This is a genomic window from Nonomuraea sp. NPDC001831 (assembly GCF_042892035.1).
In the GTDB taxonomy this organism is placed as follows: Bacteria; Actinomycetota; Actinomycetes; order Streptosporangiales; family Streptosporangiaceae; genus Nonomuraea.
In genome coordinates, this window is record NZ_JBIATU010000012.1 from 137,752 (window position 1) to 163,990 (window position 26,239).

Sequence of the window (26,239 nt, forward strand, 5' to 3'; positions counted from 1 at the left end):
GGCTCAGTGGGTGGGCTTGACCAGCGGGAACAGGATGGTCTCGCGGATGTTCTTGCCGGTGAAGGCCATGATCATGCGGTCGATGCCGGCGCCCATGCCACCCGTGGGCGGCATCGCGTACTCGAGGGCCTGCAGGAAGTCCTCGTCGAGCTGCATCGCCTCAAGGTCGCCGCCCGCGGCCAGCAGCGACTGCTCGACCAGGCGGTGACGCTGGTCGATCGGGTCATTGAGCTCGGAGTAGCCGGTGCCGAGCTCGGTGCCGAACCCGATGAGGTCCCACTTCTCGGTCAGCAGCGGGTTGTCGCGGTGGAGGCGGGCCAGCGGCGAGGTCTCCAGCGGATAGTCCATGACGAACGTCGGCTGCACGAGCGTGTGCTCGACCAGCGCCTCGAACAGCTCCTGGACGAGCTTGCCCGACCCCCACTTGGCGTCCCAGTGGACCTCGCGGCGGTCGGCGATCTTCCGCAGCTGCTCAAGGGTGGTCTCGGTGGTGATCTCCTCGCCCACGGCGTCGGACACCAGGTCGTAGAGCCGGACCCGCGGCCACTTCTCCAGGCCGAGGTCGATCTCGACGCCGTCGTGCACGACCACGGTGGTGTCCAGGGCGGCCACGACGGCCTTCTGGTACATGCGCTGCGTCAGGTCGGCGATGTCGTTGTAGTCGAGGTAGGTGCCGTAGGCCTCGAGCATGGTGAACTCGGGGTTGTGCGTGGAGTCGGCGCCCTCGTTGCGGAAGTTGCGGTTGATCTCGAAGACCTTCTCGACGCCGCCGACCACCAGCCGCTTGAGGTAGAGCTCGATCGCGATGCGAAGGTAGAGCTCCATGTCGTAGGCGTTGATGTGGGTCTTGAACGGCCGGGCCGTCGCGCCGCCGTGGATGGGCTGCAACATCGGGGTCTCGACCTCGAGGTAGCCCTCCTCGTGCCAGAAGTCGCGCACCGCGCGCACGGTCGCGCTGCGCACCCGCGCCATCTTCCTGGCCTCGTCGTTGACGATGAGGTCGACGTAGCGCTGGCGCACCCGCGCCTCGGGGTCGGTGAGGCCGACGTGCTTCTCCGGCAGCGGCCGCAGGCACTTGGCGGTGATCTGCCAGCTGTCGGCGAGGATCGACAGCTCGCCGCGGCGCGAGGTGATGACCTCGCCGGTCACGCCGACGTGGTCGCCCAGGTCGACGTCGCGCTTCCAGGCGGCCAGCGACTCCTCGCCGACCTTGTCGAGCGAGATCATGACCTGCAGGTCGGCGCCGCCGTCGCGGAGCGTGGCGAAGCAGAGCTTGCCGCCCACGCGGTTGAGCATGACGCGGCCCGCGACACCGACCGTCTCACCGGTGGCGGTGTCGGGCTCCAGGCCCTGGTGTTTCTCCCTGACCTCGGCGTTGGTCGCCGTGCGTGGGAAGTTCACCGGGTAAGGGTCGACGCCCTCGCTGCGGAGGCGGTCGAGCTTTTCCCTCCGGATGCGCATCTGCTCTGGAAGTTCCTCGCTCACAACAACAAAGCGTAGGGGATACGGCGAACTGCAAGCGCTCGTGACGGTTCCCTGCAGGGGGGCTGCAAGGACCCTTTTGTACCAATGACTCACGAGCTCCGAGGGGAGCCGGCAAGGAGCCGGCCCGAGGGGGGCTCCGGGAGAGATCATGATGAAGAAGATCGCGACGGGCATCCTCGCCATCGCCGCCACCAGCGCCGTGGCCCTGTCGCTTCCTTCGGCCGCCAGCGCCACCACCGCCGACTTCGACGACTACTCCGACTACTGGGGCCCGGTGTACGCCAAGTACCACCTGGCCAAGGCCCAGGGTCACGTCAGCGTCGAGTGGGACGAGGAGGACTCCAACGAGGTCCACGTCACCGGCCGGCTGTACGACCTGGACAACCGCGACTACGACGAGGGCGGCAAGTGCGCGTACGTGAAGTTCCAGGCCGAGGACTCCGACGGCGACTGGTCCACGGTCTACACCAGGAAGTACTGCGGCTTCCCGGGCTACAAGAAGTTCCACTTCGAGGAGAACGACGTCTTCACCCTGCGGGCCAAGGTCTGCCAGGTTCCCGAGCAGGGCACCTTCGCCACCAAGTGCGGCCCCTGGAGCGAGCTCTACAGCGCCGAGAACGAGTGACCCTCGCCGGCGACACCACGACCGACAGGCGGCCCCCTTCCCGAGCGGGGGCCGCTTGTCACGTTCTAAGCGGTATTGCGGTGATAAATCAGGCGCAAGCCGATGAGGGTCAGCCACGGCTCGTGCACGTCGATCGAGCGCGACTCGCCGACCACCAGCGCCGCGTGGCCGCCGGTCGCCACGACGGTCACCTCGTCGGGGTCGTCGGCCAGCTCGGCGGCCATGCGCTCGACGATGCCGTCGACCTGGCCGGCGAAGCCGTAGATGATGCCGGCCTGCAGCGCCTCGACCGTGTTCTTGGCGATCACCGAGCGCGGCCTGACCAGCTCGACCTTGTGCAGCTGGGCGCCGGCGGCGGCCAGGGCGTCGACCGAGATCTCGATGCCGGGCGCGGTGACCGCCCCGACGTACTCGCCCTTGGCCGACACCGCGTCGAAGGAGGTGGCGGTGCCGAAGTCGACGATGATGCACGGGCCGCCGTACTGGTCGATGGCGGCCAGGGCGTTCACGATGCGGTCGCTGCCCACCTCTTTGGGGTTGTCCATGCGCACCGGCACGCCCGTGCGCACGCCGGGCTCCACGATCACGGCGGTGACGTCGCCGTAGTAGCGGCGGCACATCTCCCGCATCTCGTTGAGCACGCTCGGCACGGTCGAGCAGATGGCGATGCCGCTGATGTCGGCGCCCTTGAGCAGGGGTGACTGGGCCAGCAGCCCCTGGAGCACGACGGCGATCTCGTCGGCGGTGCGGCGGGCGTCGGTGGCCAGCCTCCAGTGCTCGATGACGTCCTCGCCCTCGAACAGCCCCAGCACCGTGTGCGTGTTGCCGACGTCGATCGTGAGCAGCATCAATTACCCCCGCAAATCCAGTGCGATGTCCAGGGCCGGCGCCGAGTGGGTAAGCGCTCCCACCGCAAGGTAGTCAACGCCAGTTTCAGCCACATCACGAGCCGATTCCAAGGTCAATCCCCCACTCGCTTCAAGCGCAACCCTGTTTTTCGCCCGACTCTTCACGATTTGTACGGCATGTACGGTGTCCTCGACCGTGAAGTTGTCCAGAAGGATCTCCTCGGCGCCCTCGTCCAGCAGGGGCTCCAGCTGGTCGAGCCGGTCGATCTCGACCTCGATCGGCAGCTCGGGAAAGCGCTCCCGCACCGCGCGGTACGCCTCGGCCACGCCGCCGGCCGCCACCACGTGGTTGTCCTTGATCAGGGCCGCGTCCGACAGCGACATGCGGTGGTTGACGCCGCCGCCGCAGCGCACGGCGTACTTCTCCAGGGACCGCAGACCCGGCAGGGTCTTGCGGCTGTCGCGCACCCGCGCCCGCGTGCCCTCGATCGCGGCCACCCACCTGGCGGTCAGCGTGGCCACCCCGGACAGGTGCGTGAGCAGGTTGAGCGCGGTGCGCTCGGCGGTCAGCACGGCCCGCGTCGGGCCCTCGACCGTCATCAGCACGTCGCCGGCCGCCACCCGCTCGCCGTCCTTGGCCCGCCGCTCGGCGCGGGCGGCGCCCAGCCGGAGGAAGACCGCCTCGGCCACGGCCAGCCCGGCCACCACGCCGTCCTTGCGGGCCACCACGTCGGCGGCCGAACGCTGCTCGGCCGGGATCGTGGCCAGGCTGGTCACGTCGCCCGCCTCCTGCAGGTCCTCTTCGAGTGCGCGGTCGATCAGCGCGTCGACCTCGGCCGGGTCGAGCCCGGCGGCGGTCAGCTCCTGCGCCAGCCGCGGCGGCATCGCCTCGCCGTGCGGGGTGTACGTCATGCGAAGGCCCTCCTCGGTCAGGGTCACGTCCAGGTGGCCCAGCCACTCATTGTCGTCCCGGCTCTCGTGGTCCTCGCGCCAGTGGGAGCCGCGCGTCTCCAGCCTGGCCGCCGCCACACCGGTCAGGACGGCGGCGACGGTGAGCAGGTTGCTCGCCTCCCACGACTCGGTGCAGGCGGGCACCTCGACCGGCGTCCAGAGCGCGTCGCGCAGCGCCTTCGACGTGGCCTGCAGCGACGCGCGGCTGCGCAGCACCCCGGCGCCGGCGCTCATGTGCGCCTGGAGCCTGGGCCTGACCCTGGGGTCCACCAGGCCCGTCGCGGCCCGCCCCGCGACCGGCTCGCCCGGCTCGGGACGCGTGCGGTGGATGTCCTCGGCGATGCGCTCGGCGAAGACCAGGCCCTCAAGGAGCGAGTTCGAGGCCAGCCTGTTGGCGCCGTGGACGCCGGTGCAGGCGACCTCGCCGCAGGCGTACAGACCCTCGATCGAGGTACGGCCGGACAGGTCGGCGCGGACGCCGCCGCTGGCGTAGTGGGCGGCCGGGGAGACGGGGATCGGCTCGGTGACCGGGTCGATGCCGTGCTCCCGGCAGACGGCGTAGATGGTGGGGAAGCGGCTCTCCCATTTGTCCCTGCCGAAGTGACGGCCGTCGAGGAACACGTGGTCGCGGCCGGTCTCGAGCATGGTCCTGGTGATCGCCTTGGCCACGACGTCGCGCGGGGCCAGGTCGGCCAGCTCGTGCACGCCCTGCATGAACCGGTTGCCCTCGTGGTCGACGAGGAAGGCGCCCTCGCCCCTGACCGCCTCCGAGATCAGCGGCTGCTGGCCGGTCGAGCCCTCCCCCAGCCACAACACGGTCGGGTGGAACTGCACGAACTCGATGTCGCGCACCACCGCGCCCGCCCTGAGCGCGAGCGCCACGCCGTCGCCGGTGGACACGACCGGGTTGGTGGTCGCGGCGTAGACCTGGCCCATGCCGCCGGTGGCCAGCACCACCGCCCGCGCCAGGACCGCCCCGACGCCGTCACGCGCGCCCTCGCCCATGACGTGCAGGGTCACTCCCCTGGCCCGGCCGCGGGCGTCCTTGAGCAGGTCGAGCACGAGCGCGTGCTCGATCACCTCGATCGATCCGGCGCGCACCGCCTCGACCAGCGCCCGCTGCACCTCGGCGCCCGTGGCGTCGCCGCCGGCGTGCACGATCCGGTGGCGCCGGTGGCCGCCTTCCCTGGTGAGCTGGAGCTCGCCGTCGGGCGTGCGGTCGAACCGCGCGCCGCGCTCCATGAGCCGCCGCAGCGCGCCCGGCCCCTCGGTCACCAGGGTCCGTACGGCCCTGGTGTCGCACAGCCCGACCCCGGCGAGCAACGTGTCGCTCAGGTGCTCGTCGGGGGTGTCGCGCGGGTCGAGCACGGCGGCGATGCCCCCCTGGGCCCACTTGGTGGACCCGGCGGACAACACGTCCTTGGTGACGACCAGGATCTTGGCCGCGGGATCCAGCTCGGCATGGCGCAGCGCCACGGTCAGGCCCGCGACGCCGGAGCCGACGACGACCACGTCCGCCTCGACGGTCCAGCCGGGGTCGGGGGCCGTCAGACGCTGGGGAATCGCCGGTGCACTCATGGGGGTCTCCTCACTGAGGCGATTTCGTCACTATGACGATAACGCCTGCCGCAGCGTGGACATGCCCCGGGGGCGCCGTACGGATCAGGGACGGATCAGGGACGAAGGCTCAGGACGACGTTGTCGATCAGCCGGGTGCCGCCCACCCGGGCCGCCACGGCGAGCACGGCCGAGCCCTCGTAGGAGTCGTCGACCTCCTTGAACGTGGCCGGATCGACCAGCGCCAGGTAGTCCAGGTCGAGGTCGGGCCCGGCCTCGTCGAGCACCGCGCGGGCGGTGGACCGGATCGCGCCGGCGGTGAGCTCGGCCGCGCCCGCCCGCAGGGCGCGGGACAGGGCCAGCGCGACCGTGCGGTCGTCGGCCGACAGGTAACGGTTGCGGCTGGACAGGGCCAGGCCGTCGGGCTCGCGCACGGTGGGCGCTCCGACGATCTCGACGGCCAGGTCGAGGTCGGCCACCATGCGGCGGATGACGGCGAGCTGCTGGGCGTCCTTCTGGCCGAAGATCGCCACGTCGGGGCGGACCAGGTTGAACAGCTTGAGCACCACCGTCAGCACGCCGTCGAAGTGGCCCGGCCTGGAGGCGCCCTCGACGATCGTGCCCATCTCGCCCGCGCAGACGCTCACCTGGCGGTCGGGGCGGTACATGTCCTCGGGCGAGGGCGCGAACACGACGTGCACGTCCTCCTCGCGGCACACGTCGAGGTCGGCGTCGAACGTACGGGGATAGCGGGAAAAATCCTCGTTAGGACCGAATTGCAGCGGGTTGACGAAGATGCTCACCACGACCTGCTCGGCGCGCACCCGGGCGGCCCGGATCAGCGACCGGTGGCCCTCGTGCAGCGCGCCCATGGTCGGCACCAGCGCCACCCGGCCCGTGCCACGAGCCTTCGCCAGGTCGTCCCGGTTGCCGGCCACGATCAGATCCATTGCTGCCCTCCACACCCGACGGTCAGGTCCATATATTGCCCCCAAGCGCGTCGAGCAGCCGCTCCGCCTCCTCCGGTTTGAGCAGCCCCGCGGCCAGCGCCCGGTCGGCGGTGAGCCGGGCCAGCGCGATGTAGGCGTCGGCGGCCTCGGGGGCGGCCAGGATCAGCGCGTCGACGTGTTTGCGCACCGTGCCCGCGTCGCCGCGGACGACCGGCCCGGTCAGCCCGGCGATGCCCAGCCGCAGCACGTTGTCGAGCGCCGCGCCGAGCAGCGGGCCCAGCATCCGGCCCGGGTGCTCGACGCCGATGCGCCCGAGCAGCTCCTCGGACTCGGCGATGAGGGTGACCATGTGGTTGGCGGCATTGGCCAGGGCCGCGTGGTAGAGCGCGCGGTCGCTCTCGGCGATCCAGACCGGCTCGCCGCCCATCTCGATCACCAGCGCCTCGGCGACCGGCCGCAGCAGGTCGGGCGCGGTGACGCCGAACGAGATGCCGGTGATCTTGTTGAGGTCGTCGTCGCGGCCGGTGAAGGTCATGACCGGGTGGAGCGCGAGCGGCAGCGCGCCCACCCCGGCGGCGGGTTCGAGCACCGACAGGCCGTACGCGCCGCTGGTGTGGACGAGCAGCTTGCCCTGGAGGTCGGCGCCCGTACGGGCCAGGCCGGCCACGAGGTCGGGCAGCGCGTCGTCGGGGACGGTCAGCAGGATGAGCTGGGCGGCGGCCACCACCTCGTCGGGCCGCGTCAGCTCCACCCCGAGCCGGTCGGCGGCCCACCTCCGCGACCTGTCGGAGACCCCGCTCGCGGCCACGATCCGGTGGCCCGCCTGCGCCAGCGCGGCGCCGAGCGCGGAGCCGACCTTGCCCGCGCCGAGCACGCCGACGGTCAGCCGAGCCGGGCGATCACCTGCGTCCATGACGTCTCACCCCTGTCGACCGTGATGGCACTGCCGACCAGCGTAACCGGCGGGCGGCCCCGCACATGTCACGGGCCGACGAACGCGGTCAGGCATGTCCGCCGCTTTACCGCCCGTTGAGTTAATGACAAATGCGACAGGGGCATACGAATCGTGCACCCCCTGTCGAAAGAGATGAGGAGAGGGGTCCACGCACGACGACGGGCGCCGAGTCCTGACAACCCGACGCCCGCCTGGATGCGACCTCTTGGAGGTGCACTGACCGGTCATCCGCCGACTGACCGGCCGGGATCAGAGCCCGGACCGCGCGCGAGCGGTCCGGGCTCTCCCTGACTCAGCGGCTGTAGACCGCGGTGTTGGGGCTCCCCTGGCAGCCGTTGATCGGCACGGCCTGGATGCCGATGTTGTTGCCGCAGACGGGCACGACGGCGGTGATGGGGAGGTGGATCGGGCTGCCGGTCAGGATGCCGTTGTTGCCGTGGGTGACGTCGTCGGCGTACGCGGGGGCCGCCAGCGCCAGCAGGGCAATGGCACCTGCCATGACCAGAGTCTTCTTCACGGGGGGCTCCTCTCAGTATGCGGCCGTGGAGGCCGCAATGCTTTGGTGGAGCGATCCGGCTCGCCGCTTACCGCGGATGGGCGAAACGCAGTCGCTCGGTGACAGTACGTAAACGTTAGCGCAATGTAGCGACCAAGTGTAGTCAATCAATGACTTAGCGTGTCGATGGCCGGAGTCATGAGATAGTCAGCGTCATGTGGCTCACCTGGCGCGCCGCGACCGAGCGCGCGCTCTACGGCGAGGAGGGTTTCTACCTCCGCGAACGCCCCTCGGGCCACTTTCGCACCTCGGTCGGGGCCTCGGCCGTGTTCGCGGAGGCGGTCCTGGCCCTGCTGGCGGAGGTCGACTGCGACCTCGGCTCCCCCGAGCGGCTCGACCTGGTCGACATCGGTTCCGGCGAGGGCCTGCTGGTCCGCCGCGTCCTCGACCTGGCCGAGCCCGCTCTGCGCGACCGGCTGCGGGTCACGTGCGTCGACCTGTCGTCCAGGCCCCCGGGCCTGCCCGACGAGGTCGAGTGGCGCCGCTGCCTGCCCTCCAGCATCACCGGCCTGGCCGTCGCCAACGAGTGGCTCGACAACATCCCGCTCGACGTGGCCGAGCAGACCTCCGGCGGCCCGCGGCTGGTCATGGTCAACACCCGGACCGGGGAGGAGCGCCTCGGCGGCCCGCTGCGGCCCGCCGACCGTGAGTGGCTCGACCGCTGGTGGCCGCTGCCGCACGTGGGCACCCGCGCCGAGATCGGCCGCCCCCGTGACGACGCCTGGGCCTCCGTTCTGGTACGCCTCGCCCGCGGCCGGGCGATAGCCGTGGATTATGCACACCCTGTGGATAACCGACCGCTCTGTGGCACGCTGACCGGTTACCGCGACGGCGCCGTCGTCACGCCCATCCCCGACGGGACCTGCGACATCACCGCCCACGTCGCGCTCGACGCGTGCGCCGAGGCCGGCCGGCGGGCCGGCGCGATATCCACAACCTTGTCCACACAGCGTGACATGTTGCGGGCGCTCGGCCTCACCGGCGCCCGACCGCCGGTCGACCTCGCCCGCACCGATCCGCGCGCCTACGTACGCGCGTTGTCGAGGGCGTCGGAGGAGGGCGAGCTGATCGATCCGGCCGGGCTCGGCGGGTTCGGCTGGCTCAGCCAGAGCCGGTGACGTCGAGGTCGAGCGAGCGCAGGCCGCGGATGACGAAGCCCGGCTTGTAGACCGGCTCCGCGCGCAGCTCGATCGTCCCGACCCGGTCCAGCAGGGCGGTGAACGACTCCGTCAGCTCGATCCTGGCCAGCGGCGCGCCCAGGCAGAAGTGGATGCCGGCGCCGAAGGAGATGTGCGGGTTGTCCGGACGGCCCAGGTCGAGCCGGTCGGGGTCCTCGAACACCTCGGGGTCCCTGTTGGCCGAGCCGAACAGGCAGGCGACCTCCGAGCCGCGCGGGATCCGCACGCCGTGCACCTCGATGTCCTCCAGCACCCAGCGCTCGAACAGCTGCAGCGGGGTGTCGTAGCGCAGCAGCTCCTCGATCGCGGTCGGCAGCAGCGAACGGTCGGCGCGCAGCCGGGCCAGCTCGCCGGGGTTCTTCAGCAGGGCCCGCCAGCCGTTGCCGGTGACGTTGACCGTGGCCTCGTGGCCCGCGTTGAGCAGCAGCACGCAGGTGCCGGCCAGCTCGTCGAGGGTCAGCTCGGGGATCGCGGCCAGGGCGCTGACGAGGTCGTCGCCGGGGTTGGCCAGCCGGTCGCGGGCCAGGTCCTTGAGGTAGGACTCGAACTCCTCGGCCGCGCGCACCGCCTGGTGCTGGGTCTCCAGGCTGGGGTTGAGCTCGTACATGCCGCACATGTCGGCCGACCACGGGCGCAGCAGGTGACGGTCCTGCTCGGGGACGCCGAGCATCTCGGCGATGACGGTGACCGGCAGCGGCTCGGCGACCTCGGCGATCAGGTCGCCGCCGCCCTTCTCGACGTAGGCGTCGATCAGGCTCTCGGCGATGGCCCGGACGCGCGGGCGCAGCGACTCGACCATGCGCGGCGTGAACGCCTTGGACACCAGCCGGCGCAGCCTCGTGTGGTCCGGCGGCTCGACCTCCAGCATGCCGTTCCTGCTGACCCGCCAGAAGGCTTCCTGGAACTCCGGCGCGGGCTGCCGGCCGAACTCCTCGTGCGTGGCGACGTGAGTGTAGTCGCGGCCCAGCCGCCGGTCCCTGAGCAGCGCGTTCACGTCCGCGTGCCGGGAGATCAGCCACTGGTTGGACGGCTCGAAATAGCGGACGGGCGCCTCGCGCCTCAGCTCGTCGTACGCCGGATAGGGGTCGACGACGAAATCCGGATTCCAGGGATCAAAGCGCACCATTTCATCTTATGAGACGGGTTGACCTGCTGAGCTTGCGAATCATGCCCGGGTGTCGGTTATAGTGCCGTCGTAGGTCATGAGTGCCAGCGACAAGCCCCGGCTAGCTGGCCGGCAACCCTCGCGTCCGCGGCGGGGTGCCCCGGGTGAAGACCTGGTCCGTCACGAGGTGTGGCGGGCAAGCGCGGGCTCCGTGGCTGCTCCCAGGGGTCCGACCGACCCGTGAGGAGCTGTGCCGTGTCCACTCTGACGATCTTCAACTCCGTTCCCGCCCAGGCCGCCGCCGAGGCCCCCGCCGTCCCCGCCTCCGGACGGTCGATCCCCGCCGTGCTCGGCGCCGACCTCGAGGTGCCGGTCAAGGGCGGCCGGCTGGTGAGCTACGCCAACCTCGACTACGCGGCGAGCGCGCCCTGTCTTGAGCCGGTCAGCGCCGCCGTCGCCGCCGCGCTCCCGGCCTACTCCAGCGTCCACCGCGGCGCGGGCTACGCCTCCCAGCTCACCACCGCCCGCTACGAGCAGGCCCGCCACACGGTCCGGGCCTTCGTCGGCGCCCGCCCGGACGACGCCGTCATCTTCACCCGCAACACCACCGACGCCACCAACCTGCTGGCCGGCTGCCTGCCCGAGGGCACGACCGTCGTCGTCTTCGACTCCGAGCACCACGCCTCGCTGCTGCCCTGGGAGCGGTCCGTACGGCTGGCGCCGCCCGCCTTCCCCGGCGAGGCCGTCCGCGCCGCCGACGAGGCGCTGGCCGGGATCGAGGGCCCCAAGCTGCTCGTGGTCACCGCCGCCTCCAACGTCACCGGCGAGCTGTGGCCCATCGCCGCCCTCGCCCACATCGCCCACCGGCACGGCGCCCGGATCCTGGTGGACGCCGCCCAGCTCGTCCCGCACCGCAGGCTCAACCTGACCGCGCTCGACCTGGACTACGTGGCCTTCTCCGGGCACAAGCTGTACGCGCCCTTCGGCGCCGGCGTACTGGTCGGACGCCGGGACTGGCTGGCGGCGGGCGAGCCGTACCTGAAGGGCGGCGGCGCGGTGCGCTCGGTGGGCGAGACCACCGAGTGGCACGACGACCCCGAGCCCCGCCACGAGGCCGGCACCCCCAACGTGCTCGGCGCCATCGCCCTGGCCGCCGCCTGCGACGCGCTCACCGCCACGGGGTGGACGGAGCTGGTGCGCGAGGAGGAACGCCTGATCGCCCGGCTGCGCACCGGTCTGGCCTCGATCGACGGGGTGCGCGAGCTGTCGTTGTGGGGCGAGGACCACCCGCGGGTGGGGATCGTGTCGTTCGTCGTGGACGGCTACTCGGCCCGCGAGGTGGCCGAGACGCTGTCCGGCGAGTACGGCATCGGCGTGCGTGACGGGAAGTTCTGCGCGCACCCGTTCGTCCGGCACCTGCTGGGCGCACTGGAGCGCAGGAGCTCGGCCGGAGAGAGCGAAGCCAACGACGGCCGAAGCGGGCGCGACCATGATCACGACGGCGGCTGCGAGGACGGCACCGCCTCGGCGGTACGCGCCTCCATCGGCATCAGCAGCACGCAGGAGCACGTCGACCGCCTGATCGAGGCCCTGCGCGACCTGGTCAGCCGCTGACGCTCAGCGGTTGGGCGGCTTCTGCTGGTGCGGCTCGTCGGACACCAGGGCGTCGATGTCCCGCATGTCCTCGTCGTTGAGGTGCCCGGGGCGCGGCGCGTTGGGCTGCCGCGGCACGTTGGGCTGCTCGGCCTCCCCCTCGGGCCGGGCCGGCGTCGTCGGGCCGCCCTCGGGCCCGGTCTGCGTGACCGGCCCCTCCGTGACGACCGTCGTCGGCTCGGCGCGGCGGGCCGGCCGGTGCGCGGCGAGGTCGTCCTCGGCGATCTGGCGTTCCCTGCGGCGGCGGTACGTCGAGTGGAAGATGCCGTCGAGGCCGATGCGGCCGCCGCCCAGCGCGGCGAGCATCAAGGACAGCGCACCCAGCGCGCCCGGCAGTTCCCATCCCCCGCCCTGCGACAACACCCCGTGGCCCGCGTGCACGAAGACGATCGCGCCGATCATGTCGATGAGCAGCAGCAACGCCACCGGCCGGACCAGCAGGCCGAGGATCAGCAGGGCGCCGCCGACCAGTTCGACGATGGCGGCGAATCCGGCCGACAACTCGGGCATGGGCACGCCCATCTCCCGGAACTGCCCCGCCGCGGCACCGAGCCCGCCCTGCCACTTCTGCCAGCCGTGCGCCACGAAGATCACCCCGAGTACCACCCGGGAGATCAGGGCCGCCACATCAAACAGGACTCTCTTCACAGTGCTTTCTCCCCCCGTTCCCGGTATTGATCCCCATGTCTGGCTTCGGGATGCGTTGCCATACGATTCCTTGACCATCCCCCACGCTGGATCACCCCGCGGGACGGTGGCAGCATGGGCCCTATGACGGAACGCGTGGTCGGGATCGGCGCCGGCGCGAAGGAGCTGGCGACCGAGGACATGATCCTCAACATCGGCCCCCAGCATCCCTCCACGCACGGCGTGCTCAGGCTCCGGCTCACCCTCGACGGCGAGCGCATCGAGACGGCCGAGCCGATCATCGGCTACATGCACAGGGGCGCGGAGAAGCTGTTCGAGGTCCGCGACTACCGCCAGATCATCATGCTCGCCAACCGGCACGACTGGCTGTCGGGGTTCGCCAACGAACTCGGCGTCGTGCTGGCCGCCGAACGGCTGCTCGGCATGGAGACGCCGGTCAGGGCCGTGTGGGCGCGTACGCTGCTGGCCGAGCTCAACCGGGTGCTCAACCATCTGATGTTCCTCGGCTCCTACCCCCTCGAACTGGGCGCGATCACCCCCGTCTTCTACGCCTTCGACGAGCGCGAACGCATCCAGGCCGTCATGGAGGAGATCTCCGGCGGGCGCATGCACTACATGTTCAACCGGGTCGGCGGCCTGAAGGAGGACCTGCCGCTCGGCTGGCTCGACCGGGTCGCCGCGGCCGTCGCCGAGACCCGCCGCCGGGTGCCCGACATCGAGGGCCTCATCCTGAACAACGAGATCTTCCTCGCCCGCACCAAGGGCGTCGGCGTGCTGACCCGCGAGCAGATCCTCCAGTACGGCGTCAGCGGGCCCATCGCGCGCGCCTCCGGCGTGGACTTCGACTTGCGGCGCGACGACCCGTACCTGGCCTACGGGGAACTGCCGGTCACGGTCGTCACCCGGCGCGACGGCGACTGCCATGCCCGGTTCGAGGTGCTGTTCGAGCAGCTCAAGGTCTCCCTCCACCTGGCCGACGCGTGCGTCGCCCGGCTGCGTGAGCTGCCTCCCGGGCCCGTCAACCAGCGCCTGCCGAAGGTGCTCAAGGTGCCCGAGGGCCACACGTACGCGTGGACCGAGAACCCGCTCGGCATCAACGGCTACTACCTGGTCTCCAAGGGCGACAAGACGCCGTGGCGGCTCAAGCTGCGCTCGGCGTCGTTCGCCAACGTCCAGGCGCTGCGTGAGCTGCTGCCGGGGAACCTGGTGGCCGACATGATCGCCATTCTGGGCTCGATGTTCTTCGTCGTGGGTGACATCGACAAGTGAGCACCCCCGAACGCGACAAGTACGTCGACTGGCTGCGCGCCCTCAGCCTCGTCGTCGTGGTGGTCTGGCACTGGGCGTTCACGATCCTGGAGTGGAAGCCCAGCGGGCCCGAGCCCACCAGCCCGCTCGGCTTCACCTCGGGTTTGTGGATCCTGACCTGGCTGCTCCAGGTGCTGCCGCTGTTCTTCTACGTCGGCGGCCACGTGCACCTGCTGTCCTGGAACCGGGCCCAGGCGCGCGGCGTCGGCATCGGGGCGTTCGTCTGGCGGCGCATCCGCGCGTTGTCCCTGCCCGCGCTGTTCCTGTGCGGCGTGTGGATCTCCGTCGGGGCGATCGTCACCTGGGCGTTCCACGTGGAGTGGATGTGGCGGGTGGTGCTGCTCGTGCTCAGCCCGCTGTGGTTCCTCGGCGTCTACCTGGTGCTGATCGCGCTGCTGCCGGTGGCGCTGTGGTTGCACAGGCGCTACGACGTGCTGGCCCTCATCTGGCTCGGCGGCTCGGCCCTGGTCGTCGACGTCGTGCGCTTCCGCTACGGCTACGAGTGGGCCGGCTGGCTCAACATGATCATCGTCTGGGGGCTGGCCCACCAGGCGGGCTTCTTCTACGACCGGATCGTCGTCCTGCCCCGGCGGTACGACGTCGGCATCCTGTGGACCGGCCTGTTCGCGCTGATCGGCCTGGTCTACTCGGGCATCTACCCGGGCTCGATGGTGGGCGTGCCGGGCGACAAGTGGTCGAACATGGCGCCGCCCACGTTCGTCATCGTCGCCCTGCTGATCTTCCAGATCGGCCTGGTCGAGGTGCTGCGACCGGCCATGGAACGCGTGCTCGAACGCCCCCGCTGGGCCCGCGCCAACTCCTTCATCAACCGCTACGCCCTGCCGCTGTTCCTGTTCCACACGACCGGCATGGCGATCGCCTTAGGGCTGTCGTGGTGGTTGTTCGGCAACCTCGGCACGAAGATCCCGCCCGACCTGAAGTGGTGGCTGGAACGGCCGATCGCCATCGTCGGGCCGCTGATCTGCACGCTGCCGGTCATCTACCTCTTCGGCCGCCGCCGCTAGTCGGGTTTGCGCTCGTCGGTGTCCTTGGGGATCCGGCAGCAGTGTTCGAGGTACAGGGCCGCGCAGACGAGCACCACGCAGGCCACGAACGACCCGGCCGCCACGAAGAACTCCGAGCGCGGCGTCTCCCGGTCGAAGATCTGCAGCGTGTACGCGGCGAACCCGGCGAACATCCCGGCGAACACCGCCCCCGCGTACGCCGACGCCTTGGCCAGCGCCGCCAGCCGGGCCACCGCCAGCGGCTCGACCGGCTTGGTGTCGGGCTTCCTGGCGATCCTGGCCTTGGTCACCCATCCGCTGTAACCCTCGCCGAGGGCGAGCAGCAGCACGGTGGGGATGGCCGTCCAGGGCATGATGGGCAGGTCGGAGTAGAAGTGCCGAACCGCCGCCCAGACGACCAGGGCGACGACGAGCAGGAGAGCGGCCAGCCGGCCGGGATGCGTCGGCTTCAATCGGGCCTCTGCAGCTTCAGGTCGTCACGCAGCCGCACGCCGTGCCGGTCGAGCTCGGCCAGCAGGTCGGCCACCCGGCCCCTGCCCGGCACCGTGGCCTCGGGGTCGATCACCGACCAGGGCACCAGCACGAACGCCCGCTCGTGGGCCCGGGGATGCGGCAACGTCAGCTCGGGGTCGTCGGAGACGGTCTCGCCCACGACGATCAGGTCGATGTCGAGCGTACGCGGCCCCCACCGCTCCGCGCGCACCCGGCCGAAGGCGTTCTCCACGCCCAGCGCCCGCTCCAGCAACGTCCGCGGCGGCAGCGCGGTCTCGGCGACGACGACCGCGTTGAGGTACGGCTCCTGGCCTCCCGGCCCCCCGACCGGGTCGGTCTCGTAGACCGGGGACGCCTTGACGAACTCCAGACCAGGGGCGTCGAACAGCGTGTCGATGGCTCCCTGCAACGTCTGGAACCGCTCGCCCAGGTTGCTGCCGAGAGCGAGGACGGCCTTCATGCGCGGCTCCGCTCGATCGTCACGATCACATCGTCGAACGGCAGCGGGATCGGCGCCGCCGGTTTGTGCACGCTCACCTCGGCCTTGTGCACCAGCTCGCTGGCCAGGCAGACGTCGGCCAGCCGCTGGGCCAGCGTCTCGATCAGCTCGACCGGCTCGCCCTCGACCACCTCGACCAGCGCCTGGGCCAGCTCGCCGTAGTGGACGGTCTTGGTGAGGTCGTCGCCGGCCGCCGCCGGGGCGGTGTCGAGGAACAACGTCGCGTCGATCACGAACTCCTGGCCGAGCTCCCGCTCGGCGGGCAGCACGCCGTGCCTGCCCCTGGCCCGCAGGCCCTTGAGAGCGATGCGGTCAGACCTCAAGCTCGCCCTCCTCGTCCTCGTCGTCGTCTCCCTGGAGCACCGGGGAGCCGTGGTGCATCCACAACCGCCAGCCCTGCGAGGTGCGGATGTAGACGTTGCTCGCCACCACCTTGCCCGCGGCGAAGCTGGACTCACCCTCCTCGCCCGCCGTCAGGATGTTCTCCACGCAGGTGAGCACGGCCACGTCGCCCAGCACGGTGGTGTTGACGTCGGTCAGCACGAACTGGATGTAGGTCGTGTTGGCCATGATCAGCGCCCACGACCGCAGCACCTCCGACCGGCCGGTTAGCAACGTCCAGCCGGGATGGACGCAGCTCACCTGGTCGTCGGCGGTGTCCTCGGCCCAGATCTCGGTCATCTTGTCGAGATCGGCGCTCTCGATCGCGGTGTAGAACTCCTGGTTGACCGTCTCGATGGCGGCGGTGTCGACGCTCATGTGCCTGCTCCGGCTCTCTTCCATGCGGCCGCCACGCGCACGGCATCGGCATTGGGACCTACCTCGTGCACACGCACGCACCAGGCCCCCGCCTGAGCCGCCAGCGCGGTGACCGCCAGCGTTGCGTCGTCGCTCCTGCTGAACGGGCGGGGCGCGCCGTCGGGGCCGGCCAGCAGCCGGCCGAGGAAGCGCTTGCGCGAGGCCCCGATCAGCAGCGGGTAGCCCAGCTCGGCGAGCTGCGGGATGCCGGCCAGCAACGCCCAGTTGTGCTCGGCGTTCTTGGCGAAGCCGAGGCCGGGGTCGAGCACGATCTGCTCGGGGGACACCCCTTCGGCCAGCACGAGATCGACCCGCTTGCTGAGCTCCTCGCGCACCTCTGTCACGACGTCGGCGTAGACGGCCCGGCTGTCCATGTCATGGCTGTGGCCGCGCCAGTGCATCACCACGTAGGGCGCTCCGGTCGCGGCGACCACGCGCGGCATCTCGGGGTCGGCCAGGCCGCCGCTGACGTCGTTGACGAGCCTGGCGCCCGCCTCGACCGCGGCCCTGGCGACCTCGGCGCGCATCGTGTCGACGCTGACGGCCACGCCCTCGGCGGCGAGCGCCCGGATCACCGGGACGACCCTGGCCAGCTCCTCCTCCAGCGACACCCGCGCGGCGCCGGGACGGGTGGACTCACCGCCCACGTCGACGATGTCGGCCCCCTCGCGCACCAGGTCGAGCCCGTGCCGGACGGCGGCCTCCTCGTCGAACCACAGGCCGCCGTCGGAGAAGGAGTCGGGGGTCACGTTGACCACGCCCATGACGAGGCACCGCTCCGTACCGCCCGGCACGTTGATGGGCACGCTAGTCATGGGGCAAGCCTAGGCGTTCCCCCACACCTGCCGACATCTCGGGTCCCCAGTTGTGGATAACGATCGTCACCTGCCGAGAATCAGCGCCATCGCCTCGGAGCGGGTCTTGTCGCTGGTACGGAAGTCGCCGCGGACCGCCGACGTGACCGTCTTGGCCCCCGGCTTGCGCACGCCGCGCATCGTCATGCACAGGTGTTCGGCCTCGACCACCACGATGACCCCGCGCGGCTCCAGCACCCGCATGAGGGCGTCGGCGATCTGCGAGGTCATGCGCTCCTGCACCTGCGGCCGGCGGGCGAAGACGTCGACCAGCCGGGCCAGTTTGGACAGCCCGGTGACCTGGCCGCGCTCGTTGGGGATGTAGCCCACGTGGGCCACGCCGTGGAACGGGACCAGATGGTGCTCGCAGGTCGAGTAGACCTCGATGTCCCTGACCAGCACCATCTCGTCGTGGTCGACGTCGAAGACCTTGTTGAGCACGTCCTCAGGGGTCTGGCCGAGCCCGGAGAACTGCTCGGCCATCGCGCGGGCGACCCTGGCGGGCGTCTCGAGCAGGCCGTCGCGGTCGGGATCCTCGCCGATGCCGTAGAGGATCTCGCGTACGGCCTTCTCGATCCGCCCCAGGTCTACCTCATGCTGGGTCACGCACTGTCCCCGGACTGGAAGGCGTCCTGGTGACCGGGGGCGTGCGAACCGTTGGCCGACTGCTCCTTCGGGGTCAGGATCGGCGGGCGGTCGGAGGGCAGCCGCTTGCCGTAGCCCGCGTAGGAGGGCCGGTGCTCCTTGACGACCACCGGGGCGAAGATCTGCAGGACCTGCTCGCGGGAGAGGGTCTCCTTCTCCATGAGCTCCAGCACCAGGTTGTCGAGCACGTCGCGGTATTCGACCAGGATGTCCCAGGCCTGGTCGTGCGCCGTCTCGATCATCCGGCGGACCTCCTCGTCGATGGAGGAGGCGATCTTCTCGGAGTAGTCGCGCTCGTGGCCCATCTCGCGGCCGAGGAAGACCTCGGCCTGGCCGGTGCCGAACTTACGGGCGCCGAGCTGCTCGCTCATGCCGTACTCGGTCACCATGCGGCGGGCGACCGCCGTGGCCTTCTCGATGTCGTTGGAGGCGCCGGTGGTGGGCTCGTGGAAGACGAGCTCCTCCGCCGCGCGGCCGCCGAGCAGCATCGCGAGCTGGTCCATCATCTCGGACCTGGTGGCCAGGAACTTGTCCTCCATCGGCAGCGTCATCGTGTAACCGAGCGCGCGGCCGCGGGACAGGATGGTGATCTTGTGGACCGGGTCGGAGTTGGGCAGCGCGTGCGCCACCAACGCGTGACCGCCTTCGTGGTAGGCGATCATCTTCTTCTCCTTGTCGGACATGACCCGCGACTTGCGCTCGGGCCCTGCCATGACACGGTCGATCGACTCCTCGAGGACCTCCATCGTGATCAGCTTCTGGTCGGCCCGCGCGGTGAGCAGGGCCGCCTCGTTGATCACGTTGGCCAGGTCGGCGCCGGTGAACCCGGGGGTGCGGCGCGCGATGACGTCGAGGTCGACGTCGGGCGCGAACGGCTTGCCGCGACCGTGGACCTTGAGGATGCCCTTGCGGCCCTCCAGGTCGGGACGGTCGACCGTGACCTGCCGGTCGAAACGGCCCGGACGCAGCAGCGCCGGGTCGAGGATGTCGGGCCGGTTGGTCGCGGCGATGAGGATCACGCCGCCCTTGACGTCGAAGCCGTCCATCTCGACGAGCAGCTGGTTGAGGGTCTGCTCGCGCTCGTCGTGACCGCCGCCCAGGCCGGCGCCGCGGTGGCGGCCGACGGCGTCGATCTCGTCGATGAAGATGATCGCGGGGGCGTTGGCCTTGGCCTGCTCGAACAGGTCGCGCACCCGGGAGGCGCCGACGCCGACGAACATCTCGACGAAGTCCGAGCCGGAGATCGAGTAGAAGGGCACGCCGGCCTCGCCCGCGACCGCGCGGGCCAGCAGGGTCTTGCCGGTGCCGGGCGGGCCGTAGAGCAGCACGCCCTTGGGGATCTTCGCGCCGATCGCCTGGAACTTGGCCGGGGCCTGCAGGAACTCCTTGATCTCCTGGAGCTCCTCGATGGCCTCGTCGGCGCCGGCGACGTCGGCGAACGTGGTCTTGGGGGTGTCTTTGGTGATGAGCTTGGCCTTCGACTTGCCGAAGTTCATCACCCGGGAGCCGCCGCCCTGCATCTGGTTCATGATGAACAGGAAGATCAGCACGATGATGACGATCGGCAGGAAGCTCACCAGGATGCTGAGCAGGAAGTTCTCCTGGGGCACCTCGGTGGTGAAGCTCTTCGTCTTGTTGGCGTCGACCTGGGCCTGCAGCTCGTCGGTCAGCTTCGCGCCGTAACCGCTGACCCAGTTGGACTGGATCAGCTTCGCCGGGGCGTCACCCGGCCGGACGACGATCGGCTTGATGAGGGTGAGCTCGACCCGATTGTCCTTGTCGACGACCTTGGCGCTGGTGAAATTGCCGGCGCGAATCTGCTGGAGGACCGTGGACGTGTCGGCCTGCTTGAAATTGCCCCCGCCGCTCCAGAGCTGGGTGACGAGCAGGAGCAGCACGACGATGCCCAGGATCCACAGCAGTGGCCCACGTGTAAATCGCTTGAGATCCATCCGATGCGGAACCCCTTGCGGGCCCGTCCCTTCCTGACCATGGCCTGGAACCCCGGGCTGGCCCGGGGCCGCGGCATCCGACACCGCGACTTCTGACTACCCGAAGGGGACTTGCGGTCACCCTTCCGGAGTCTGAAGGTACACCGGCACGGCGCACGGAGGGACCCGCCCGCTACACCGGTCTTGCCCTATCAACGTACGTCACGTTGCGCGATGTTCCCGGCCATGGCCGGGATTACTACTTATAAACGTGCGGCGCGAGCGTTCCGATGAACGGCAAATTGCGGTAGCGCTCCGCGTAGTCGAGCCCGTAGCCGATGACGAACTCGTTGGGAATGTCGAAGCCGACGTATTTCACGTCGATCGGCACCTTCACCGCGTCCGGCTTGCGCAGCGCGGCGCAGATCTCCAACGACGCCGGATTGCGCGACTTCAGGTTTTCCAGCAGCCAGTGGAGGGTCAGGCCCGAGTCGATGATGTCCTCGACGATCAGGACGTGGCGGTTCAAGATGTCGGTGTCGAGGTCCTTCAGCACCCGCACGACGCCGGAGGACTTGGTGCCCGCGCCGTAGGACGACACCGCCATCCAGTCCATCTGCACCGGCACGTGCAGGGCTCTGGCCAGGTCGGCCATCACCATGACCGCGCCCTTCAGCACGCCCACGAGCAGGACGTCCTTGCCCGCGTAGTCCTCGTCGATGCGCCCGGCAAGCTCTTTGATCTTGGCCTGGAGGTCGTCCTCGGGGATGAGGACCTTCTCCAGGTCTTTGCCCATGTCGGCAGCGTCCACCTGTGGTTCCTTAAACGATGGGACTGATGGCGAGTATCAGGGTGCCATACCGCCGAACTGCGGACAGACCTCCGGGTAGATCCACCGCCTTCTGCCCGTGCCATTGCGTGACCAGCCGATCGACCGCCAGCACGTGGGTGGCGGAAAGCGCGCCGGAGGGCGTGCCCGCCGCGATGGCCGCGCGCCGCAGCACTCTGCGGCGCACGGCGTCGGGCAGTTTCTCCAACTCGGGTACGGACAGGACGACGGACTCGCCGATATCGCTAAGAGCGCAATTCGGGAACGCCGATTCGGCCCACTGGTCGAGGGCGTCGGCGTCCTCCCGCGCCATTCCGGCGGTCCGCGCGAGCGCCTCGGCCACCCCCGGGCCGAGCTCCTCGTCGAGCATCGGCAGGATCCGCTTCCTGACCCGGACGCGGGTGTAGCGGGGGTCGTCGTTGTGCGGGTCGTCCCAGGGGAGGAGGGACATGGCCGCGCAGGCGGCGACCGTCGTGGCCCTGGGCAGGCCGAGGAAGGGCCGGCGGTAGCGGCCGGCGCGGGCGGCCATGCCGGAGATCGAGCGCAGGCCGCTCCCCCTGGCCAGGCCCAGCAGGACCGTCTCGGCCTGGTCGTCGCGGGTGTGGCCGAGCAGGACGGCGGCGGCCCCCAGACGGTCGGCCGCCGCGGCCAGCGCGGTGTACCTGGCCTCGCGGGCGGCGGCCTCGGGCCCGCCCTCGGTGCCGACGGTGACGGTGAGCACCTCGGCCGGGCTCAGGCCGAGACCGGCGGCGACGCCGGCGACCTGCCGGGCGCGGTCGGCGGAGCCCGGCTGGAGCTGGTGGTCCACCGTCACCAGCCCCGCGCGCAGGCCGGCTCGGGGCGCGACGAAGGCCAGCGCCGCGGCCAGGGCCAGCGAGTCGGCGCCGCCGCTGCACGCGGCCAGGACCAGCGCGCCGGTGCCGGCGAGGTCGGTCAGCGACTCGCGGACGGCCCGGCGCACGTCGGCGACGGCTGGACGGGGACCCACAGCAGCCATTGTCCCGGCTGAGGGACCCGGCCGCACGTCACGACGGCCGGGAAGGGACGTCAGGCGGGAAGGGCCGGGGTGCCGATGACGCGGTGGATCCAGGCGTCGGGGTCGGCGATCTCAGGGGTCGTGGGCAGGGTCTCCGGCGAGGTCCAGACCTTGTTGAAGCCGTCCATGCCGACCCGGTCGACCACCTTGCGGACGAACGCGGAGCCCTCGGCGTACTGCTTCATCTTGACCTCGATGCCCAGCAGGCGCCGCACCGTGCGGTCGAGCCGGGAGCCGCCCTCGCGGCGCTGGGCGAACTTGGCGCGGATCTCCGAGACCGACGGGACCACCGAGGGGCCCACGGCGTCCATGACGAAGTCGCCATGGCCTTCCACCAGGGTCATCACGGCCGTCAGGCGGTCGAGGATCTCCTTCTGGGCGGGCGACTGGATGGCGTCGATCAGGTTGCCCTCGCCGCCCCTGACCACGTCGGCCACCGTGTCGGCGGCGTTGCGCAGGCGGTCGAGGAGCGTGGGCAGGTCGAGGTCGGAGGCGAGCAGGAACTCGGTCATCTGCGACCTGACGTACTCGCGCAGCCAGGTGACGCCGGTGAACTGCACGCGGTGGGTCTCCTCGTGCAGGCACACCCACAGGCGGAAGTCGCGGGGCACGACGTTCATCTCACGCTCGGCGTGCACGATGTTGGGCGCGACGAGCGTCAGGCGGCCGGTCGGCTCCTGGCCGGTCGGGTCGGGCGGCAGGAACAGCTCGTACTGGCCGAGCACCCGGGAGGCGAGGAAGGCGAGGACGGCCCCAACCTCGACGCCGGTGATGCGCGAGCCCACCGCGGTGACGATGGCGGGCGGCGGGTTGTCCCCGCCGCCCATGCGCTGGGTCAGCGGTTCGAGGACCACGCGGAAGCCCTCGACGTTGGCCTTGATCCAGCCCGGCCGGTCGACGATGGTCGCGGGCTGCGGCGCGGTCTCGGTGTGGATCTTCGTGAACTCGCGCACGTGGCCCTCGGCCTCACGTGACAGCGTGCGGAGCTCGGCGACGGCCTGCCTGGCCTCCTCCTTGCTCACCTGAGGACCGGGGCGCACCAGGCGCGTGCCGGTCGTGACGGCCAGATCCCAGTCGATCACCTGCATGACGTCCACCGTACGTTGTTCTCGTCACGCCTGCGAAGAAGCGGCGGTCAGGATCGCGCGACGATCGCGGCGAGCCTGTCGAGCACCGGCTCGGCGTTCACCGGCACGTCGTCGGCCAGGAAGGCGAAGGTGACCAGTCGGCCGTCCTTGGTGGTGGCCAGGCCCGCCAGGGTGTTGACGTTGTTGAGCGTGCCGGTCTTGGCGCGGACGAGGCCGACCTGGCCCTTGCTGTCGGCGCGGGTGAAGCGCCTGCCGTTGCCCAGCGTGCCGGAGAAACCGGCGATCGGCATGCCCGAGTCGACGGCCCGCAGCTCGGGATGCGCGGCCGAGCCGGCGATGGCGATGATCCTGGCCATGGCGTCGGCGCTGACCCGGTTGCGGATCGACAGGCCGCTGCCGTCGGCGACGCTGACGCCCTTGGTCACGCCGAGCCGCCGCATGACCCCGGTCACCGCCTCCGCGGCCCCCGCGTACGACGCCTCCTTGCCCTCCTTGATGGCGACGTGCCTGGCCAGGGCCTCGGCCATGTCGTTGTCGCTGTGGGTCAGGGTGTGCTCGACCAGGGCGTACAAGGGGGCGGAGTCGACCTTGCCCAGCTCGGCGGCGCCCGACGCGGCCCGTTCCTGGCGGATGTCCTTGGAGACGGTGACGCCGTACCTGGGCAGCAGCCGGGCGAAGGCGGCGGCGGTGTACGCGGCCGGGTCGGGCACGCGGGGCCGGGCGCCGGGGCGCTGGCGTCCCTCGTCCATGGCCAGGGCGTGGACGGGGGCCGCCTCGCCGTCGGGCACGTAGTTGGGCTTCCAGCCGGGCGCGACGGCCGGGCCGGTGAACAGGCTGTCGTCGTAGGAGAGCGTGACCTTCCTGACGCCCTTGGCCTTCAGCGTGGCGGCCGTCCGGGCGGCCAGGGTGGCGAGGGAGGCCTGCTTGGGGTAGCCGGGTTTGGCCGACGGCCCGGCGAGCAGCGGGTCGCCGCCGCCCACCAGGACGATCGCGCCGGGCGCGCGGCCCTGGACGACGCGGGTGGAGAAGCGGGTGTCGGGGCCCAGCGAGGCGAGCGCCGCCGTGGTCGTGACGACCTTGTTCGTGGAGGCCGGGGTGATGCCCGTGTCGGGGTTGGCGGCGAAGATCCGGGCGCCGGTGGCGGCGTCGAGCACGACCGCGCCCACCCGGCCGCCGAGTGCTTTGTCACCCAGCGCGTCGGTGAGCTGGCGGGTCAAAGTACTCTTAGTCGGGAGAGGTCCGTCTCCTGACGTCGCCGAAAGCTGGGCCAGCACAGGCCCCGAGGTGACCACGGGGGCGGGGGGGATTCCCCGGGGAGACGCCGTCGGCCCGATCGGTGACGGCTGCCTCGTCAGCGCGCTCAGGTTGAAGTCGCTGGTCATGGCGTAGACGCCGATGACGATCGTGACGATCTGGAGCACGGCGAGAGTGGCCAGCATCATCGAACGCTCGTGCCGCGCCACGTCGCCTGACCTCTCTCCTGGTGTTCGCCTACGAGACATTAACGCCCAGCCGGGACTTCCCGGGGGCCTTGAGCGGAGGAACCGCGGTGGAGTTCGACGTTGTCGTTGAGATTCCCAAGGGGCAACGGAACAAGTACGAAGTGGACCACGAGACCGGAAAGATCAGGCTTGACCGGCTCCTGTTCACCTCCACGCAGTACCCCGCCGACTACGGCTTCATCGAGAACACCCTCGGCGAGGACGGCGACCCGCTCGACGCGCTGGTGCTGCTCCAGGAGCCGACGTTCCCGGGGTGCTACATCACCTGCCGCGCGGTCGGCATGTTCCGGATGACCGACGAGAAGGGCGGCGACGACAAGGTCCTGTGCGTGCCCTCGACCGACCCCCGGATGCACCACATCCAGGACATCCACCACGTGTCGGAGTTCGACCGGCTGGAGATCCAGCACTTCTTCGAGGTCTACAAGGACCTCGAGCCCGGCAAGTCCGTCGAGGGCGCCAACTGGGTCGGGCGCATCGAGGCCGAGGCCGAGATCGAGCGCTCGTTCCACCGGGCCAAGGACGCGGGTCACCACTGATCCTCACCGGGGCCTGGTGGCGCCCACCAGGTCCCCTCTCCAGATCGGGGCGACCCGTACCACGTCGCCGGTCTGGGGCGCGTGCACCATCTGGCCCTGGCCGACGTAGATGCCCACGTGGTGGATCGTGCCGGGGTCGTCGGTGATGCGGCCGAAGAACAGCAGGTCGCCGCGGCGGAGCTGGTCCAGCGGCACGTGCGGGCCGGACGTCCACTGGGTTCCGGTCCAGTGGTCCAGGCGCACGCCGACCTGCTCCCAGGCGCGCATGACCAGGCCGGAGCAGTCGTAGGTGTCGGGGCCCGCGGCGGCCCACACGTACGGCTTGCCGAGCTGGGTCAGCGCCCAGTTGGCAGCTAGGTTGCCGCCCGCCGACCCCGCCGCCAGGCCGGCCGCCGACAGGGCCAGGGCCCGCCGTCTGGCCAGCAGCTCGGCGTGGCTGCGGGCGGCGTTCACCCGGTGCTGGAGCTGCCGCCGCTCCACCCGGAGGGTGCGCGTCTCGCGGCGCTGCCGGGCGACGGCGGCCTCCGCGGCCAGCTTCGCCCGCCGGGCGCGCTCCGAGGCGGCCTGCCTGGCGTCGTAGGCGTTCTGCGCCTGCGTCCGGAGGATGGCGGCGACCTCCTGGGCATCGCGCATCCTGCGCAGGATCTGGGCCCGCTCGGCGCCGAGCTGGCCGAGCACGCTCGCCCGGTGCAGGAAGCCGTCGACGCCGCCCTCGTCGATGAGCATGCCGACGAGCGGGCCCATCGCCGTCATCCCGCCGTAGCTCTGCGCGGCGAGCAGCGCGACGGCCTGCCGGGCGCGCTCGGCCTCGGCGTCGGCCGCCGCCTGACGCGCCTGGGCCTGCGCGTACGACTGCTCGGCCTGCCGCAGCCGGACCAGCTCGCCGTTGTACGCCTCCACCTGCCGTTCCACGGCCGCGGCCAGCTCGTCGAGCCGGGACTGCGCCACGGCCAGCCCGGCGCTGGCGACGCCCAGCTCCTTCGAGCGGGCGCGGGCGGTCTCGCGGGCCTTCTTCACGTCCTTGGCCGACGGCATGGGGTCGGCCAGCACCGGCGCGCCCGCATTGAGCGGACACAGACCGGCCAGCAGGACGCACACCAGGAGCCCAGCCCGAAATGCGCGCATAGGTCCCCCCGGAAACAGATGGTTACTCTATGCACACAGTTCCCAGCGCTTTCATGC

At 70.8% G+C, this 26,239-nt stretch carries 26 protein-coding genes and 1 riboswitch; of the genes, 6 read left to right on the forward strand and 20 right to left on the reverse strand.

Annotated features, from left to right (window positions below):
- Positions 1-3: 3 nt before the first annotated feature.
- Positions 4-1,485: a bifunctional lysylphosphatidylglycerol synthetase/lysine--tRNA ligase LysX gene (gene lysX / locus ACFYYW_RS33045; RefSeq protein WP_352318640.1), complete on the reverse strand. Its 1,482-nt coding sequence runs from the start codon at positions 1,483-1,485 to the stop codon at positions 4-6.
- 148 nt (positions 1,486-1,633) lie between these two features.
- Here lysX and ACFYYW_RS33050 point away from each other — a divergent pair, with 148 nt between their 5' ends.
- Positions 1,634-2,110, forward strand: a complete 477-nt coding sequence (locus tag ACFYYW_RS33050; protein ID WP_352318638.1) for a hypothetical protein — start codon at positions 1,634-1,636, stop codon at positions 2,108-2,110.
- Between the two features lie 65 nt (positions 2,111-2,175).
- Here the strand turns inward: ACFYYW_RS33050 and ACFYYW_RS33055 are convergent, their stop codons facing one another.
- The 5 genes from ACFYYW_RS33055 to ACFYYW_RS33075 all read right to left on the reverse strand — a co-directional run bounded on the left by ACFYYW_RS33055 (position 2,176) and on the right by ACFYYW_RS33075 (position 7,888).
- A complete protein-coding gene (locus ACFYYW_RS33055) occupies positions 2,176-2,958 on the reverse strand; it encodes a type III pantothenate kinase (RefSeq protein ID WP_352318636.1) in 783 nt (260 codons plus the stop codon).
- A gap of 3 nt (positions 2,959-2,961) precedes the next feature.
- Positions 2,962-5,487, reverse strand: coding sequence for an L-aspartate oxidase (locus ACFYYW_RS33060; protein WP_364412932.1), 2,526 nt, complete (start codon positions 5,485-5,487; stop codon positions 2,962-2,964).
- A 95-nt stretch (positions 5,488-5,582) separates the two neighbouring features.
- Complete coding sequence (gene panC / locus ACFYYW_RS33065; RefSeq protein WP_352318632.1) at positions 5,583-6,416, reverse strand: pantoate--beta-alanine ligase; 834 nt, start codon at positions 6,414-6,416, stop codon at positions 5,583-5,585.
- 22 nt (positions 6,417-6,438) lie between these two features.
- Positions 6,439-7,329, reverse strand: coding sequence for a DUF2520 domain-containing protein (locus ACFYYW_RS33070; protein WP_352318630.1), 891 nt, complete (start codon positions 7,327-7,329; stop codon positions 6,439-6,441).
- A gap of 334 nt (positions 7,330-7,663) precedes the next feature.
- A complete protein-coding gene (locus ACFYYW_RS33075; protein WP_125641709.1) occupies positions 7,664-7,888 on the reverse strand; it encodes a chaplin family protein in 225 nt (74 codons plus the stop codon).
- 194 nt (positions 7,889-8,082) lie between these two features.
- On the opposite strand from ACFYYW_RS33075, the gene ACFYYW_RS33080 reads away from it, so the two are divergent.
- On the forward strand, positions 8,083-9,045 hold the full coding sequence (locus ACFYYW_RS33080) for an SAM-dependent methyltransferase (protein WP_364412935.1): 963 nt from the start codon (positions 8,083-8,085) through the stop codon (positions 9,043-9,045).
- Here ACFYYW_RS33080 and ACFYYW_RS33085 read toward each other — a convergent pair.
- Positions 9,029-10,231 (reverse strand): cytochrome P450, encoded by a 1,203-nt coding sequence (locus ACFYYW_RS33085; RefSeq protein ID WP_387654564.1) that lies wholly within the window; start codon positions 10,229-10,231, stop codon positions 9,029-9,031. The two genes, ACFYYW_RS33080 and ACFYYW_RS33085, sit on opposite strands and share 17 nt — an antisense overlap.
- Before the next feature lie 72 nt (positions 10,232-10,303).
- A riboswitch (SAM riboswitch) is annotated at positions 10,304-10,419 on the forward strand.
- A 55-nt stretch (positions 10,420-10,474) separates the two neighbouring features.
- On the opposite strand from ACFYYW_RS33085, the gene ACFYYW_RS33090 reads away from it, so the two are divergent.
- Positions 10,475-11,824: an aminotransferase class V-fold PLP-dependent enzyme gene (locus ACFYYW_RS33090; protein ID WP_387654869.1), complete on the forward strand. Its 1,350-nt coding sequence runs from the start codon at positions 10,475-10,477 to the stop codon at positions 11,822-11,824.
- Between the two features lie 3 nt (positions 11,825-11,827).
- Here ACFYYW_RS33090 and ACFYYW_RS33095 read toward each other — a convergent pair whose 3' ends face one another.
- Entirely contained in the window at positions 11,828-12,511 is a 684-nt protein-coding gene (locus tag ACFYYW_RS33095; protein ID WP_387654567.1) for a DoxX family protein, read from the reverse strand.
- 123 nt (positions 12,512-12,634) lie between these two features.
- Here ACFYYW_RS33095 and ACFYYW_RS33100 point away from each other — a divergent pair, with 123 nt between their 5' ends.
- Together ACFYYW_RS33100 and ACFYYW_RS33105 are read left to right on the forward strand one after the other, a co-directional pair.
- Positions 12,635-13,780, forward strand: a complete 1,146-nt coding sequence (locus ACFYYW_RS33100; RefSeq protein WP_387654570.1) for an NADH-quinone oxidoreductase subunit D — start codon at positions 12,635-12,637, stop codon at positions 13,778-13,780.
- Positions 13,777-14,844, forward strand: a complete 1,068-nt coding sequence (locus ACFYYW_RS33105) for an acyltransferase (RefSeq protein ID WP_387654573.1) — start codon at positions 13,777-13,779, stop codon at positions 14,842-14,844. Before ACFYYW_RS33100 ends, ACFYYW_RS33105 begins: the two co-directional genes overlap by 4 nt.
- Here the strand turns inward: ACFYYW_RS33105 and ACFYYW_RS33110 are convergent.
- The 11 genes from ACFYYW_RS33110 to dacB form a co-directional block, all read right to left on the reverse strand.
- On the reverse strand, positions 14,841-15,296 hold the full coding sequence (locus ACFYYW_RS33110) for a DUF3180 domain-containing protein (RefSeq protein WP_387654576.1): 456 nt from the start codon (positions 15,294-15,296) through the stop codon (positions 14,841-14,843). The two genes, ACFYYW_RS33105 and ACFYYW_RS33110, sit on opposite strands and share 4 nt — an antisense overlap.
- A complete protein-coding gene (folK, locus tag ACFYYW_RS33115; protein WP_352318615.1) occupies positions 15,293-15,796 on the reverse strand; it encodes a 2-amino-4-hydroxy-6-hydroxymethyldihydropteridine diphosphokinase in 504 nt (167 codons plus the stop codon). The genes ACFYYW_RS33110 and folK overlap by 4 nt, the downstream gene beginning before the upstream one ends.
- Positions 15,793-16,158, reverse strand: a complete 366-nt coding sequence (folB, locus tag ACFYYW_RS33120) for a dihydroneopterin aldolase (protein ID WP_352318613.1) — start codon at positions 16,156-16,158, stop codon at positions 15,793-15,795. Before folB ends, folK begins: the two co-directional genes overlap by 4 nt.
- Positions 16,148-16,594 carry a nuclear transport factor 2 family protein gene (locus tag ACFYYW_RS33125; RefSeq protein ID WP_352318611.1) on the reverse strand — a complete coding sequence of 149 codons (447 nt, stop codon included), beginning with the start codon at positions 16,592-16,594 and terminating at the stop codon, positions 16,148-16,150. The genes folB and ACFYYW_RS33125 overlap by 11 nt, the downstream gene beginning before the upstream one ends.
- Positions 16,591-17,397 carry a dihydropteroate synthase gene (folP, locus tag ACFYYW_RS33130; protein ID WP_352318647.1) on the reverse strand — a complete coding sequence of 269 codons (807 nt, stop codon included), beginning with the start codon at positions 17,395-17,397 and terminating at the stop codon, positions 16,591-16,593. The genes ACFYYW_RS33125 and folP overlap by 4 nt, the downstream gene beginning before the upstream one ends.
- A gap of 117 nt (positions 17,398-17,514) precedes the next feature.
- Complete coding sequence (gene folE / locus ACFYYW_RS33135; RefSeq protein WP_352318609.1) at positions 17,515-18,093, reverse strand: GTP cyclohydrolase I FolE; 579 nt, start codon at positions 18,091-18,093, stop codon at positions 17,515-17,517.
- A complete protein-coding gene (gene ftsH / locus ACFYYW_RS33140) occupies positions 18,090-20,084 on the reverse strand; it encodes an ATP-dependent zinc metalloprotease FtsH (protein WP_352318607.1) in 1,995 nt (664 codons plus the stop codon). The genes folE and ftsH overlap by 4 nt, the downstream gene beginning before the upstream one ends.
- A 238-nt stretch (positions 20,085-20,322) precedes the next feature.
- Complete coding sequence (gene hpt / locus ACFYYW_RS33145) at positions 20,323-20,874, reverse strand: hypoxanthine phosphoribosyltransferase (RefSeq protein ID WP_352318606.1); 552 nt, start codon at positions 20,872-20,874, stop codon at positions 20,323-20,325.
- A 10-nt stretch (positions 20,875-20,884) separates the two neighbouring features.
- Entirely contained in the window at positions 20,885-21,889 is a 1,005-nt protein-coding gene (tilS, locus tag ACFYYW_RS33150; protein WP_387654582.1) for a tRNA lysidine(34) synthetase TilS, read from the reverse strand.
- A 50-nt stretch (positions 21,890-21,939) separates the two neighbouring features.
- Positions 21,940-23,016: a zinc-dependent metalloprotease gene (locus ACFYYW_RS33155; RefSeq protein WP_352318602.1), complete on the reverse strand. Its 1,077-nt coding sequence runs from the start codon at positions 23,014-23,016 to the stop codon at positions 21,940-21,942.
- 47 nt (positions 23,017-23,063) lie between these two features.
- Complete coding sequence (gene dacB, locus ACFYYW_RS33160; RefSeq protein ID WP_387654586.1) at positions 23,064-24,479, reverse strand: D-alanyl-D-alanine carboxypeptidase/D-alanyl-D-alanine-endopeptidase; 1,416 nt, start codon at positions 24,477-24,479, stop codon at positions 23,064-23,066.
- Positions 24,480-24,565: 86 nt separating this feature from the next.
- Here dacB and ACFYYW_RS33165 point away from each other — a divergent pair, with 86 nt between their 5' ends.
- Complete coding sequence (locus ACFYYW_RS33165; protein WP_352318598.1) at positions 24,566-25,057, forward strand: inorganic diphosphatase; 492 nt, start codon at positions 24,566-24,568, stop codon at positions 25,055-25,057.
- A 3-nt stretch (positions 25,058-25,060) separates the two neighbouring features.
- Here the strand turns inward: ACFYYW_RS33165 and ACFYYW_RS33170 are convergent, their stop codons facing one another.
- Positions 25,061-26,182 carry a C40 family peptidase gene (locus ACFYYW_RS33170; RefSeq protein ID WP_387654589.1) on the reverse strand — a complete coding sequence of 374 codons (1,122 nt, stop codon included), beginning with the start codon at positions 26,180-26,182 and terminating at the stop codon, positions 25,061-25,063.
- Positions 26,183-26,239: the final 57 nt, after the last annotated feature.

Bases quoted from the DNA above. Each gene is read 5' to 3' on its own strand.
- ftsH (WP_352318607.1), bottom strand. From the start codon at position 20,084: ATGGATCTCAAGCGATTTACACGTGGGCCACTGCTGTGGATCCTGGGC.
- ACFYYW_RS33125 (WP_352318611.1), bottom strand. From the start codon at position 16,594: ATGAGCGTCGACACCGCCGCCATCGAGACGGTCAACCAGGAGTTCTAC.
- ACFYYW_RS33055 (WP_352318636.1), bottom strand. From the start codon at position 2,958: ATGCTGCTCACGATCGACGTCGGCAACACGCACACGGTGCTGGGGCTG.
- ACFYYW_RS33050 (WP_352318638.1), top strand. From the start codon at position 1,634: ATGATGAAGAAGATCGCGACGGGCATCCTCGCCATCGCCGCCACCAGC.
- folK (WP_352318615.1), bottom strand. From the start codon at position 15,796: ATGAAGGCCGTCCTCGCTCTCGGCAGCAACCTGGGCGAGCGGTTCCAG.
- ACFYYW_RS33080 (WP_364412935.1), top strand. From the start codon at position 8,083: ATGTGGCTCACCTGGCGCGCCGCGACCGAGCGCGCGCTCTACGGCGAG.
- ACFYYW_RS33060 (WP_364412932.1), bottom strand. From the start codon at position 5,487: ATGAGTGCACCGGCGATTCCCCAGCGTCTGACGGCCCCCGACCCCGGC.
- ACFYYW_RS33085 (WP_387654564.1), bottom strand. From the start codon at position 10,231: ATGGTGCGCTTTGATCCCTGGAATCCGGATTTCGTCGTCGACCCCTAT.
- ACFYYW_RS33100 (WP_387654570.1), top strand. From the start codon at position 12,635: ATGACGGAACGCGTGGTCGGGATCGGCGCCGGCGCGAAGGAGCTGGCG.
- ACFYYW_RS33170 (WP_387654589.1), bottom strand. From the start codon at position 26,182: ATGCGCGCATTTCGGGCTGGGCTCCTGGTGTGCGTCCTGCTGGCCGGT.
- tilS (WP_387654582.1), bottom strand. From the start codon at position 21,889: ATGGCTGCTGTGGGTCCCCGTCCAGCCGTCGCCGACGTGCGCCGGGCC.
- folP (WP_352318647.1), bottom strand. From the start codon at position 17,397: ATGGGCGTGGTCAACGTGACCCCCGACTCCTTCTCCGACGGCGGCCTG.
- ACFYYW_RS33070 (WP_352318630.1), bottom strand. From the start codon at position 7,329: ATGGACGCAGGTGATCGCCCGGCTCGGCTGACCGTCGGCGTGCTCGGC.
- ACFYYW_RS33155 (WP_352318602.1), bottom strand. From the start codon at position 23,016: ATGCAGGTGATCGACTGGGATCTGGCCGTCACGACCGGCACGCGCCTG.
- panC (WP_352318632.1), bottom strand. From the start codon at position 6,416: ATGGATCTGATCGTGGCCGGCAACCGGGACGACCTGGCGAAGGCTCGT.